General features: G+C 70.1%; 11 protein-coding genes and 1 tRNA gene. 3 read left to right on the top strand and 9 right to left on the bottom strand.

The genetic code is table 11. The features are described 5' to 3' along the window. Positions 1–174: 174 nt before the first annotated feature. The 5 genes from BLTE_RS00665 to BLTE_RS00685 all read right to left on the bottom strand — a co-directional run bounded on the left by BLTE_RS00665 (position 175) and on the right by BLTE_RS00685 (position 6071). Positions 175–1320, bottom strand: coding sequence for a hypothetical protein (locus tag BLTE_RS00665; RefSeq protein WP_126396655.1), 1146 nt, complete (start codon positions 1318–1320; stop codon positions 175–177). 98 nt (positions 1321–1418) lie between these two features. After that, positions 1419–2057, bottom strand: a complete 639-nt coding sequence (locus BLTE_RS00670) for an ATP-binding cassette domain-containing protein (protein ID WP_126396657.1) — start codon at positions 2055–2057, stop codon at positions 1419–1421. Continuing rightward, a complete protein-coding gene (locus tag BLTE_RS00675) occupies positions 2054–3727 on the bottom strand; it encodes an ABC transporter permease (protein ID WP_126396659.1) in 1674 nt (557 codons plus the stop codon). The genes BLTE_RS00670 and BLTE_RS00675 overlap by 4 nt, the downstream gene beginning before the upstream one ends. A gap of 7 nt (positions 3728–3734) precedes the next feature. After that, on the bottom strand, positions 3735–4943 hold the full coding sequence (locus tag BLTE_RS00680) for an ABC transporter substrate-binding protein (RefSeq protein WP_126396660.1): 1209 nt from the start codon (positions 4941–4943) through the stop codon (positions 3735–3737). Positions 4944–5003: 60 nt separating this feature from the next. Continuing rightward, complete coding sequence (locus tag BLTE_RS00685; RefSeq protein ID WP_126396662.1) at positions 5004–6071, bottom strand: radical SAM/SPASM domain-containing protein; 1068 nt, start codon at positions 6069–6071, stop codon at positions 5004–5006. A 239-nt stretch (positions 6072–6310) separates the two neighbouring features. Here BLTE_RS00685 and BLTE_RS00690 point away from each other — a divergent pair, with 239 nt between their 5' ends. Beyond that, on the top strand, positions 6311–7033 hold the full coding sequence (locus tag BLTE_RS00690; RefSeq protein WP_126396665.1) for a type 1 glutamine amidotransferase: 723 nt from the start codon (positions 6311–6313) through the stop codon (positions 7031–7033). A gap of 40 nt (positions 7034–7073) precedes the next feature. Here BLTE_RS00690 and BLTE_RS00695 read toward each other — a convergent pair whose 3' ends face one another. Beyond that, positions 7074–8552 (bottom strand): alpha/beta hydrolase, encoded by a 1479-nt coding sequence (locus tag BLTE_RS00695; protein ID WP_244600061.1) that lies wholly within the window; start codon positions 8550–8552, stop codon positions 7074–7076. 364 nt (positions 8553–8916) lie between these two features. On the opposite strand from BLTE_RS00695, the gene BLTE_RS00700 reads away from it, so the two are divergent. Continuing rightward, complete coding sequence (locus BLTE_RS00700; protein WP_126396667.1) at positions 8917–9627, top strand: hypothetical protein; 711 nt, start codon at positions 8917–8919, stop codon at positions 9625–9627. Positions 9628–9703: 76 nt separating this feature from the next. On the opposite strand, the gene BLTE_RS00705 is transcribed toward BLTE_RS00700, so the two are convergent. Continuing rightward, a tRNA-Leu gene (locus BLTE_RS00705) sits at positions 9704–9788 on the bottom strand. 156 nt (positions 9789–9944) lie between these two features. Between BLTE_RS00705 and BLTE_RS00710 the strand changes: the two genes are divergently transcribed. Beyond that, positions 9945–10385, top strand: a complete 441-nt coding sequence (locus BLTE_RS00710; RefSeq protein ID WP_244600062.1) for a thiol-disulfide oxidoreductase DCC family protein — start codon at positions 9945–9947, stop codon at positions 10383–10385. 16 nt (positions 10386–10401) lie between these two features. On the opposite strand, the gene ribA is transcribed toward BLTE_RS00710, so the two are convergent. Further along, positions 10402–11505, bottom strand: coding sequence for a GTP cyclohydrolase II RibA (gene ribA / locus BLTE_RS00715; RefSeq protein ID WP_244600063.1), 1104 nt, complete (start codon positions 11503–11505; stop codon positions 10402–10404). Between the two features lie 141 nt (positions 11506–11646). Further along, positions 11647–12075 (bottom strand): nucleoside deaminase, encoded by a 429-nt coding sequence (locus BLTE_RS00720; protein ID WP_126401973.1) that lies wholly within the window; start codon positions 12073–12075, stop codon positions 11647–11649. Positions 12076–12105: the final 30 nt, after the last annotated feature.

A 12105-nucleotide genomic window follows, 5' to 3' on the forward strand; every position in this document is an offset into this window, starting at 1 on the left:
GAAATTCGACGGACATCGGCACCGGCCGCCGCAGCATCCACCCTGGATGCGAACGCGCCGAGCATAGTCCACGGCGGCGGGATGTCCTTGAGCTATGTCAGATGGTGCCTGGGTGGCCGGGCCCCAGACGCCGGGAGCCTCACTCTCTCTCGGGTGGGGTTGGCGGACTGCGGCTCAGCCGCCGACGATGCCGCCCGGGGTGAAGCGCAGGTCAAGCACGCGCCATTCCTCGTACTTGCCGGCCGGCAGCGCCGCGTAGGGCTGGCAGCGCTTCACGGCGGCCTGGGCGGCGCGCACCAGGGCCGGGCCGAGCTTGGAGGCAGGCGCCGCGATCAGCATCGGATCGCCGGCCAGCGCGCCGTCGGGCTTGAAGGAGACGCGCATCACCATCTGCAGCTTGGCATTGGCGGGAACGGTGTCCGGGCGCGTCCAGCATTTCTGCACGCTCGCCCTGAAGGCGGCAATCTCGTCGGGCGTGAGCTTCGCCTGATCCTCGGCGACGGCGTCGAACCCGTCCGCCTTGCCGAGCCGCGCCATCTCCATCAGCCGGTCGGGGGTGAGCGGCGGCGTTACCTCGCCGGCCGGCTGCTCCGCCATCGGTGGCAGGGGAATGCCGGCGAGAGCCGGGCCGGCGGGCGGTGCCTCGGCCGGCTGGGCGTCCTGCGGCGCGGTCTCGGGCGGTATCGGTGCGCTGCTTGGCTGCGCAAGCTCCGGCGGCCGGACAGGGGGCAAGGGCGGCGGCGGTCCAGCAGGCCGAGGCGGCCCTTTCGCCGGCTCCTTGGACGCCTCCTTGGGGGCTTCCTTGAGGGCGTTCTGGCCCGGCTCGTTGGGGGCGTCCTTGGCAGAGTCCCTGGCTGGCGCCTGCTCGGGCTGCTTTTCGGGCTGCCTTCCGGGGTCCTTTGAGGCGTCCCTGGCCGGCTCCTTGGGGGGCTCCTGCGCGGCTTCCTTGGCGGCTTCCTTGGCAGCCTCCTTCGGCGCCTCCGCCTGGGCCTCCTTCCGCAAATCCTGCAGCAGGTCCTGAGCCGCCGGCAGGATTTTCTCTTCCTTGGCCTTTTCTTCCTGCGCCTTCTCTTCCTTCTTCGTTTCGTCCTTGGCGAACTCTTCCTGTGTCTTCTCGATCTCGGGAACTTGCGGCTTCTCGGGCTCGTCGACCTTCGCCGTCTCCTCGGGCGGCTGCTCCTGCGCCTCCTCGGGCGTCACGAGATCGACCAGGATGCCTTCGGCCGGCTCGACCTCGAACGGCGCCGGCCCGGCCAGGACCACGGCCAGGGTCACGAGAATCAGGTGAGCCGTCGCGGACAGCGCGAAGCCGGTGCGCATGAATGCCCTGTTGAATTGGTGAATCACTTCTTAGCGTGATCGCCCGAGGCGCGCCAACCATCCCGGGCTGCGTCCACCCGGGAGGGCCGGAAACCGCCTCAAGCCCCAAGCCGGACGGTGCGGCCGCCGGCCGCTCTTGCGTCGTCGGCATCATGGGTCACCAGCAGCGTCGGCAGGCTGCGCTCGCGGGCGTGGCCGAACACGAAGCGGCGGATATCGTCGCGCAGATGGCTGTCGAGCCGGTTGAACGGCTCATCGAGCAGCAGCGTCCGCGGCTCGGCGAGCAGGGTGCGCAGCAGCGCAACCCGAGCGCGCTGGCCGCCGGACAGCGTTGCCGGGTCACGGTCGAAGAAGCCGGCCAGATCCGCCTGCGCCAGCGCCGTCTCGATCACGCGCCGCCGCGCGGCGCGCCCGCGCACGCTGGCGACGAGGCCGAAGGCGAGGTTCTGCCCCACCGACAGGTGCGGGAACAGCAGGTCGTCCTGGAACAGGATGCCGGCGCGCCGCGCCTCGGGCGGGCGGCGGGTGACGTCGGCGCCGTCGATCAGCACCTGCCCCGACACGCGAAAGACGGGATCGATGAAGCCGCCGATGAAGGCGAGCAGCGTCGATTTGCCGGAGCCGGACGGCCCCATCACCGTGACGACCTCGCCGGGGGCGACCGCAAGGTCGAGGCGCGGGATCAGCACCCGCCCATCGAGCGCGATCTCGACACCGGCGAGCGCGAGCCCGGTCACAACAGCCCCCGCCGGTTGCGAAACATCAGGCGCGGCAGGCCGAGCGCCAGGCCATAGACCAGCGCCGGCAGCGCCGCCTGCAGCACGGCATAGACGCCAAGCACGCGCCGGTCGGCGCCGGCCGCCAGCGTCACCGCCTCGGTGGTTAGCGTCGCCACCCGCCCGGCCCCGGCGAACAGCGTCGGCAGGTACTGGCCGACGCTGACCGCGAAGCCGATCGCCGCCGCAATCAGAATGGGCTTGGCCAGCATCGGCAGCTTGATCCGCACGAAGATACGGACGCGGCCGGCGCCGAGGGCCGCGGCGGAGCGGGCGAAGCGCGGGTCGAGCGCGCGGTAGGGATCGGCCAGCGACAGGAACACATAGGGCAGCACGAACAGCAGGTGCGCCCAGATCACCGCGGCCAGGGTGCCGTCGAGCCCGGTCTGCACCAGCACCACCTGGACGCCGAACAGGAAGGCGATCTGCGGTACCAAGAGCGGCAGATAGAGCAGCCACAGCGTGCCTGTGCCCGGTCGCAGCGCCGCGCGCTGCTCGTTCTCCAGGCAGGCGAGCGCCAGCACGAGCGCGATGACGGTCGCCGCCGCACCGGCGGCGAGCGTGGCCTCGATCGGCCGGCCGGCCTCGGGGAGATGGCGGATCCAGACATCGAGCGTCAGGGCGTCAGGCAGGGCGTCGGGAAACCGCCAGCCGGCCGCCACCGACCACAGCGCCATGCCGGCGATCGCCGCGAACGCCGCAACGCCCGCGGCAACCGCTCCGAGCGCAGCGCCAGCCGCCACCGGTTCGGCCGCCGGGGTGCGCCAGCCGCGCAAGATAATCGCCCGGCCCAGCCGGGCGGCCGCGATCTCGAACAGTCGCCAAAGGACAATGGTGCCAGCCACCACAGCGAGCTGCAGCAGCGCGGCGGCGGCGGCACGTGGGTAGAGTGCCAGATCATAGTCGGCAAACCATCGCATCGCCAGCACCGCCAGCGGCGGCGGCGTGCCGGGCGCCAGGATCAGCGCGACATCGACCGCCGACAGCGAAAAGGCGAGCACGGCGTAGACCGGCAGGCGGATCTGCGCGTAGAGGCGCGGCAGCACCGCAAACAGCCACGCCGCCGCCGGGCCGTAGCCGAGCGCGCGGGCGCTTGCCGTGAGATCGCGCACCCGCATCTGCACGCTGGCGGCGAGGATCATCAGCACCAGATAGGGCGTCTCCTTGAGCACGAGGCCGCCGGCAAAGGACAAGCCTTGCGGATCGCGCGCCGTGACGATCTGCGGCGGCGTATGCCAGCCGGTCAGGTCCGGCGACACCATGCGGACGAGCCAGCCCGACGGCAGGATGAGGAAGGCGAAGCCGATGGCGAGCGCGGCATGCGGGGTGGCCAGGATCGGCGCCAGCGCACTCTCGCAGCGCCGCATCCAAGGCCGATCGTGCGCCAGGGCGCAGAAGCCGATCGCCAGCACCACCGACAGGGCGGTTGCCAGCAGGCCGGCGCGCAGCGTCAGCGCCAGCGTGTCGGCAAGGCCCGGCGTCGCCATCAACTCCCGCCAGGCGTCGAGCGAGACCTCGGTGTGACCCAGCGCCGGCAGATAGCCGAAGGCCGGCAGGGCGGTGCCGGCGAGCCCCGCGGCGATCGGCAGCAGGAACAGCGCCAGCGTCAGAGGCGGGGCGGCCCTCAGCATGGTCTCATCAATGCGTGCGCGCTTCCCAGGCCGCGACCAGCCGCGTCATCCAGGAGGGATGCGGCTCGGGCAGCGGCACGCCCAATTCCTCATTGGTGGGCAGAGCGGGGTCCGACCGCAGGTCGAGGAAGCGCTGGCGGTCGGCGGCATCGAGCTTGCCCAGATCGAGCACGGTGAAATTGCCCATGTGGCGCGGATCCTGGGCATAGGCCTGGGTTGCCGGCTCCAGCAGAAAATTGGCGACCGCCATCGCCCCCTCCTTGTTCGCGGCATTGAACGGAATGGCGACGAAGCTGGTGTTGCCGATGGTGCCGCGCTCCAGCACGAACACCCGCGCGGTCGGCGGCAGGAGCCGGTTGGCGATCGACACCGCCGCCTCGGAGGGGTTGAACGAGATGGCGATGTCGATCTCGCCGTCGTCGAGCAGTTGGCGCTGCGCCGGTCCGGTCTCGGGAAACTCGCGGCCCTGCCGCCACAGGTTCGGCCGCAGCGCGGCGTACCAGACCCACAGCGGCGCGGCGGCCGTCTCGAACGCCGCATCGTCGGCCGGCCTCTGCAGCACATCCGGATCGGGCGCGAGTTCGGCCAGCGCCTGCTTGAGGAAGGTGGCGCCGAGGAAGTTGCGCACCGTGGGGTGGGTCAGCCGGCCGGGATGGCCTTGCGCCCAGGCCAGCATCGCTGGGATCGAGCGCGGTAGGTCGGCGGCAGCGAGGCGGGCGGAATCATAGACATAGACCACCTGCGCCATGCGCCAGGGGGCCGCAAAGCCCTCCACCGGCACGGTGAAGTCGATCACGTTGGAGCGCTTCCGGGTGGTGTCGACGAAGCGCCAGTTGGGCAGCGCCTCGGCGAACGGGCCGTGGAGCAGCCCTTGGGTCTTCATCGCCAGGAAATTCGGCCCGTTGATCCAGATCAGGTCGACCGAGCCGCCGGAGCCGCGCCCGGCCTGTTTCTCGGCCACCACGCGGGCGACGGCCTCGGCGGTGTCGCGCAGGCGGACATGGACCACCGCCACGCCGAAGCGGCGGCGCATCTCCTCGCCGGTCCAGGCGATGAAGGCGTTGGTGCGCTCGTCGCCGGCCCAGGCGTTCCAATAGACGGTCTGGCCGCGGGCGCCGGCGAGGATGTCCTCCCAGGGCCGCGTCTCGCTGCTTACGGCGGCGCGCGGCACAAGAGTTGCGGCGGCGAGGCCGGCAACGAACGAGCGGCGGTCCATGTCGGGTCTCCTGTCGAACTCTTGCGGCTTCCGGCTGGTCAGGTAGGAGAACCGTATCACTCACGCTGCCGGAACGAGCGGTCGGTGGCGGCGGCGCTGGCGTGCCGCCTCGATCACCGGCCCCAGCACCTCGCGGTGGAAGGCGTCGCAGCCGATGCAGAGATTTTCATAAGGCCGGCCGGCGGGCGTTACCGTCCGCGAGCGCTCGAGGAAGGTTTCCTCGAACCAGCCGTAGGAAAGTCCCATGCGCTCGGGCCGGCCGGCATTGATGGCCTGGAAGGCGGGCTCGGTGGCGAGGCTGTCGAGAATGTCGATCAGATTGTCCTCAAGCAGGCTGCCGAGCGGCAGCGCGGTCTTGATGCAGCAGGGATAGACCGCGCCGTCCGGCTCCACCGACACTTCCGAGCCGTCGACCCGGTGGTCGAGAAAGCCCATGCCGCCGGACCAGCGGGCGCAGAAATTGTCGGCCAGCGTCGCGGTCGAGAGGTCATTGTGCCAGCCGCGGCCGCGCGGCCAGATCTTGCCGATCCAACTGCCCTCGGACGCGCCGAAGAAGCTGTAGAGCGGGCCGGTCTCCTCGTCCCACTTGCGGCCGACGCCGGAGGACAGCATGGAGGGTTTCAGCCCGCAGGCGTCGAACAGCGCCGACAGTTCGTCGATGAAGGCCGCCTGCCGCTCCGGCGTGTCGATGCCGACGTGGAAACGGTCCGTGGAGGCGACCGCGATCATGTAGACGCCGCGGGCGAGGAGATCCTCGACGATCGGCCGGGTGAGGAGGTCGCCGGTGGTCTGCACCACGATGCGCACGCCCTGGCCGCGATATTTCGCGTTCAGCGCGTCGATGACCGGATAGGTGATCTCGGTGCGCACCGGATCGAGCAGGCTCTCGCCGCCCGACAGGACGATGCGCCCGCCCCGCCGCACCGGCAAACCGCCGGGCTCGCAGCCCTCGCGGTCGAGATAGGTCATGTCGGCCGGGAAGTTCGCCAGGATGCGCGGGAAGTTCCGCTTCGCCTCAGCCACCACCGCGTCGAGCTCATCGCGGACATAGGGGCGGAAGCGCTCCTCGTAGCAGTGCCGGCACTTGCGGTGGCAGGCCCAGCACATGACGTAATAGATCGATTCCATTCCGGCCTCTGCCCATTCCGTGATGGCCTGCCGACTGCCGTGGCACATCTCCATAAGATTGTCCGAATCCTCCATGCAACGGCAAGGTGCCGCTGCGTGCGAATTGAGACGATCGCACTCTGCCGGCAGGAGGGTCGACCCGCCGCCTGCCGCCATTGGACAAGCCGTGCCAAGCGTGCCATCGAAGCGACCATCCGTCAGCAAGCCGGGTGGCCAACAGCACCAGAAAAGGGGGAGCCATGCGCTTTCTGGTTTTCCAGCATGTCGATGTCGAGCATCCTGGAACGTTCCGCGAGCTGTGGCGTGAGGCCGGCATCGAATGGGATGCGGTCGAGCTCGATGCCGGCGAACCGATCCCGGCGCTGGAGCCCTATGACGCGCTGGTCGTCATGGGTGGGCCGATGGACGTGTGGGAGGAGGAAGAGCACCCCTGGATGGTGGCCGAGAAGCTGGCGATCAGCCACTGGGTGCGCGCCCTCGACCGGCCCTATCTCGGCGTCTGCCTCGGCCACCAGCTGCTGGCCGACGTCATGGGCGGGGCGGTCGACCTCGCCAAGGAGCCGGAAGTGGGGCTCGGCACCGTCGACCTGACCCCGGCGGGCGCCGCCGATCCGCTGTTCGCCGGCTTTTCGAATCCGGTCGAGACCTTCCAGTGGCACGGCGCCGAAGTGACGCGCCCGCCCACCGGCGCCGTCGTGCTGGCCGCCAATGCTGCCTGCGCGGTGCAGGCGCTGCGCATCGGGCGCGCGGCCTATGGCGTGCAGTACCATGTCGAGATCGGCGAGGACACGGTGCACGACTGGCAGGCGATCCCCGCCTATGCCGCCTCGCTGGAGCGGGCGCTGGGCAAGGAGCGCGCCGACCGGCTGGCCGGCGAGACGCTGGCGCGCCTGCCTGACTTCGCCGCCGCCGCCCGCCGTTTCAACGACAATTTCCTGCGGCTGGTGAGCGGGCGGGGGTGACCTTCCTGCGATTCACCGGCCTTGCAGGCCGGGAACCGTATCATCCGATGATCGGGAAGGTGGTGGCGATGGCCCAGGCGAAGATGATCGCATTGGCCAGCGCCGCGGCCAGCGGCTCGTTGGTGCGGTTGAAGGCCCAGCGGCTGATCAGGCCGTAGACCACGAACATCGCCACCATGATCGGCGAGGCGATCATCAGAAAGAACAGCCGCGGCGGGTTGAGCGCCACCGCCAGAGCGAGCGACACCAGGAAGCACGCCTTGGTGAGCGCATAGGCGCCGCGCAGCGGCTTCAATCCGCGCACCAGCCATTCGTCGGCGACGAAATAGACGGCGGTGCCCGCGGCCATGGCCAGGATCAGCGGCACGCGCGGCTCGATCGGCGCCACCGATGACACGAAATGATCGGCCGGCCAGCCGATGGCGAACAGGCCGTAGGCGGCAATCGCCGCAAAGGCGAGCCCGAACCGCCACAGCGACACCGAGGCCGGCGGCGGGGCGGGGATGGCCTTCCACCAGCGCACCAGCCGCAGTGTGGCGAACGTCACCAGCCCATAAACGGCGAAGTGGAAATAGAGATACTCGCCGAGCAGCAGCGGCAGCGTGTTGACCGGTGACGCCCACAGGATCAGCGGCGTCAGGATGACCGGCGCCACCGCGACCAGCAGAAGCGGGCGCCATGTCAAATTCGCGCCGCGCGGCGCCTGCGCCACCACCGGCAGGAGCCGGGTCAGCGGCCGGGCCAGCACGAGAAGCCCGCCGAACAGCAGCAGGAACCACCAGCCGCGGGCGTCGATCAGGCCGGTCTGGTCGCGGCTGAACACCGCGTTCAGCCAGTCGCGCGCCTCCTTAAGGCTGGTGGCGCTGAACAGCACGGCGATGTGCTCGACGCCGGGGGCGATGGCGACCCGCCGCGCGGTGCCGTCCTCGAACCGCCCATAGGTGACGCCGGCCTCCACCGGCCCGCCGGTGGCCACCGACACCGCCCGGTAGGCCTCCTTCATCAGGTGCGGATCCTCGATGGCGCCGACCACCACCAGCAGGTTGCGCGGCCCCGTGGCGTCCGGCTCCGGCGAGAACAGCGAGATCGTCACGGTGGCGGCGATGTCGGTCCGCGCCTTGGCGTCGCGTGCCACCAGATCCGAGGCCATGGAATGGCCGAGCAGTGCGACGCGGCCATCCACACCCGGCAGCGACTTGGCGTAGGCGATCACCTTGTCGAGCTCGGGCAGCAGCCGCTGGGCGCGGGCGTTGCGGTCGACCAGACCGCCGGCGAGCGCGTTCGGATTGAAGCCGTGGCCGGCGAAATCGAATGTCACCGCAACATAGCCGCTCTGGGCCAGCGTGACGGCGAATGGCTCCATCAGCTTCTGGGAGCCGGCGAAACCATGGGCAATGATGACGGCCGGGGCCGGCGCGCCGCCGGGCAGGCGGAACACGCTCACCGGCGTGTTGCCGATCTGCGTGCGGCGGATCTCGAGCCCGCTGCTGGCCGCGAAGAGCTGCCACAGCGCGAACATGATGGCGATAATTGCGCCGGTGGGGACAAACAGCCGGAGTCCCCGCGCCAGAGGCGTCGGGCCCTCGCCACTGCGCGTCAAGGGACGGTGCCCGCTGGCCTCGGAACTCATGGGGCCGAACGAATGCGCAAGCTTGCGGCCGCGATCAAGCCCAACATTGGCATAACCGGGTTGCCGGGTGTCCACGGCCGCTCCGTTCCTGCCCGGCCCTGGGCGGGCGGGTGCAGGCTTCGTTTACGCAGATTTCGTCTACGCGGGTTTCATCGGCCGGGATCAGGGCCATCGTGACGTTTCGTTGGGACTCTTCACCCGAGAGGAGAGAATCGATTCTATTTTCACGGGGACGTTGAGGGGAAGCCGGGCGATGCGGATCGAGATTCCGGGCGAGCCGAAGCTGTGGCAGCCGGTGCCGCCACCCCAAACGGTGTCGCTGCCGCTGGAGGCGAGGACCCGGATCGGCGTCCTCGGCGGGCTTTTGATCTTGCCGGTGCTGGGGGTGGCCTTGGGCATGGTGTTCGGCGCGGCGATCATGATCCAGTTCCTGGCCACCGCCGAGACGGTGTCCCCGAGCGACGTCGTTGCGGTTCTGCTCGCAGTTTTCGGGGGCGTCACCAGCGTGACGGTTGTTGGGGCGGTGGTGACGCTCCTGGCCGACCGCTGGCGCAACGCCCCGCTTGTCATCGACGCCGGATCGATCCGCGATGGGCGGCTGCGCTTGGCACCGGTTCCCTGGTCCGATGTCGCGCACGCCTGGGTCGTCTATAAAGGTTCGCCTGTCGGAGGTGGCGACATCGAGGGTATCGGCTTTGAGCTTCGAAAGCCGGTCTTTGCCTGCCATGAGCCATACCGGCTCGGGGTCTTCGGGTTTCATTGGTGGCGCGGGCAGCCCGGGGACACCTGGATCAATAGGGAGTATGCGGCCCTGTTCATTTTCACGGGCGGCCTCGTCCGCCGGCACCCGCGCGACAACGAGGTCTATATCCCGCTGCGGGCTTTGTCGGTGCGGCGGCACGTGCTTGTCCACACCATCGCAGCGCTCGTCCGCCAGCATGGCGGCAGCGTGGACATACTGTAGGGCGTGAATTTCTTGGGACTGTCGAAAGCGCGATGCGCGGCGACAACTCGCGGCATCCAGCCTCTCAGCGAGAGACTGGTGCCCAGGAGAGGACTCGAACCTCCACGGCTTGCACCACTGGTACCTGAAACCAGCGCGTCTACCAATTCCGCCACCTGGGCCCGCCTGAGCGGTGGCGCGCTTGGTATGATGCCGGCCGAGGCTTGTCAACATGGCTGTCGCGGATCGTCGTCCCGGCGTGCGTGATCCGCCGGCCGAGGCGGACGTATGGAGGGGTATTGGGGCCGAACGCCCGCTGTCGCAGGAGAACCTCTCGCATGTCGCTGCCGGCCGTGACCGATTCGCCGCCCGCCAAGATGCCCGAAAATCTGCCTGCGGAGGCAGGCGCACCGGCCCTGACCGTCTATTACGACGGTTCCTGCCCGGTGTGCTCGCGCGAGATCGCGCTCTATCGCGGCTGCGAGGGCGCGGACGCCATCGTGTGGACCGACATCACCAAGGCCACGGGCGACGCGCTGGCGCCCGATCTCTCGCGAGCCGAGGCGATGGCGCGCTTCCATGTCCGCCGCGCCGATGGGTCGCTGGTCGATGGCGGGCGCGCCTTCGCCGAGATTTGGCAGGCGCTGCCGCGGTTTCGCCGGGCCGGGCGGCTGTTCGCCAGCGGCGTGGGCGCCCGACTCATCGAGGTGGCCTACCGGCTGTGGCTCCGCGTGATGCCGCTGGTGCGCCGATTCGGCCGGCCGGCTTCGCAAGGATAACCGTTCGATCTCCGAATCAGCCCGGGTCGGAGCGCGTCTTGGACACCGCATCTGCGAGGGGCGCGTCGGCATCGAGCCGGTGGCCGGCGCGGTCGCGCTTGGCGGTGAGGTAGCGGATGTTTTCGGGCGTGCGGCGGCCGAGCACGCGCTCCTCGGCCACCACGTCGAGGCCGGCCTCGCGCAGCGCCGCCACCTTGTGCGGGTTGTTGGTGAGCAGGCGGACTTTTGCCACGCCGAGCTGGCGCAGCATGGCGGCGGCGAAGTCGAATCGCCGGCCGTCGAACTCGAAGCCCAGCGCCTCATCGGCGTCGAAGGTGTCGAAGCCGCGGCTCTGCAGCCGGTAGGCGCGGATCTTGTTGGCGATGCCGTTGCCGCGGCCTTCCTGGTCCAGATAGAGAATGATACCGCCGCCGCCCGCCGCCATGGCGCGGGCGGTGGAGCGCAATTGGTCGCCGCAGTCGCAGGCGAGGCTACCGAACAGATCGCCGGTCAGGCAGGCCGAATGCAACCGCACCGGCACGGTGCCATTGAAATCCGGCCGGCCGATGATCACCGCCACCTGATCGCGCAGGCCCTCGCCGCCGCGGAACACCACGAACTCGGTCTCCGGCGCCCCCTCCAGCGGCACCGGTGCCCGGCCGACGATGCGCAGCCGTTCGATCTCGCCGGCCCGGTAGCGGCCGATCGCCGCGGCCGGAACGGTCATCAGGTCGGCAAAGGCGGCGGAGCCTGCCGCCGCGAGCGGCGCCACCAGCAGGGCCGGCAGGATCAGCGCCAGCCGGGCGAGCTCAAGCGCGGCCTCGTCGATGGAGGCGGCGGGGCCGATCGGGGCATCGAGGGCGGCATCGAGCGCCAGGGTCAGCCGTTCGATGCGGGCGAGATCGATCGCCGGAAGCGCGAGCGTGCCGGCGGCGGTGCGCTCCAGGCCGAGCCGCCGCAGCCGTGCGGCCGGCAGCACCAGCCGTGCCGGGCCGGCCGTGGCCAGGCGGGCGGCGAGTGCGGCATCGAGCCCCTCGACGCCGACGGCGAGAACCGGGCCGCCCTCCCCGGTGATGACCACCGGGCGCCCGGCGCGGATCTCGGCCAGAGCGCGCTCGACCGCCACATGTTCGTCGTGCAACCCACACTCCACTCGTTCATGCGGTTTTCCGGCCTGAACAGCCGAAACCCGTATCGGCCACCTCGGCCGTCATTCCTGTCGACCGCCATTCCTGTCGGCCGCGATGTTCCTAGCAAAACCGCGGCCACCCGCCATTCGATCTCACCGCCGCTCGCGGAAGAAATCGCGGAGCAGCCCGGCCGCGTCCTGCTCGGCGAGGCCGCAATAGACCTCCGGCCGGTGGTGGCAGGTGGGGCTGGCATAGAGCCGCACGCCGCTGTCCACCGCGCCGCCCTTGGGGTCGGCGGCGCCATAATAGAGCCGCCGGATGCGGGCGAACGAGATGGCTGCCGCGCACATCGGGCAGGGCTCCAGCGTCACGTAGAGGTCGCAGCCGATCAGCCGCTCGGAGCCGAGCGCGCAGGCTGCGGCGCGGATGGCGAGCAATTCGGCGTGAGCGGTGGGATCCTTCAGCTCCAGCGTGCGGTTGCCGGCGCGCGCCACCACCGCGCCATCCTTGACGATGACGCAGCCGATCGGCACCTCGCCGCGGCCTGCTGCCGCGCGCGCCTCTTCGAGCGCAATGTCCATGAAGGCGGGGCGCACCGCTCGTATTCCCGT

The organism is Blastochloris tepida (assembly GCF_003966715.1).
Taxonomy (GTDB): Bacteria; Pseudomonadota; Alphaproteobacteria; order Rhizobiales; family Xanthobacteraceae; genus Blastochloris; species Blastochloris tepida.

Coding starts and splice junctions, on each gene's coding strand:
- BLTE_RS00665 (WP_126396655.1), bottom strand. CDS start 1,320: ATGCGCACCGGCTTCGCGCTGTCCGCGACGGCTCACCTGATTCTCGTG.
- BLTE_RS00675 (WP_126396659.1), bottom strand. CDS start 3,727: ATGCTGAGGGCCGCCCCGCCTCTGACGCTGGCGCTGTTCCTGCTGCCG.
- BLTE_RS00680 (WP_126396660.1), bottom strand. CDS start 4,943: ATGGACCGCCGCTCGTTCGTTGCCGGCCTCGCCGCCGCAACTCTTGTG.
- BLTE_RS00685 (WP_126396662.1), bottom strand. CDS start 6,071: ATGGAATCGATCTATTACGTCATGTGCTGGGCCTGCCACCGCAAGTGC.
- BLTE_RS00690 (WP_126396665.1), top strand. CDS start 6,311: ATGCGCTTTCTGGTTTTCCAGCATGTCGATGTCGAGCATCCTGGAACG.
- BLTE_RS00695 (WP_244600061.1), bottom strand. CDS start 8,552: ATGTTCGCGCTGTGGCAGCTCTTCGCGGCCAGCAGCGGGCTCGAGATC.
- BLTE_RS00700 (WP_126396667.1), top strand. CDS start 8,917: ATGCGGATCGAGATTCCGGGCGAGCCGAAGCTGTGGCAGCCGGTGCCG.
- BLTE_RS00710 (WP_244600062.1), top strand. CDS start 9,945: ATGTCGCTGCCGGCCGTGACCGATTCGCCGCCCGCCAAGATGCCCGAA.
- BLTE_RS00720 (WP_126401973.1), bottom strand. CDS start 12,075: ATGGACATTGCGCTCGAAGAGGCGCGCGCGGCAGCAGGCCGCGGCGAG.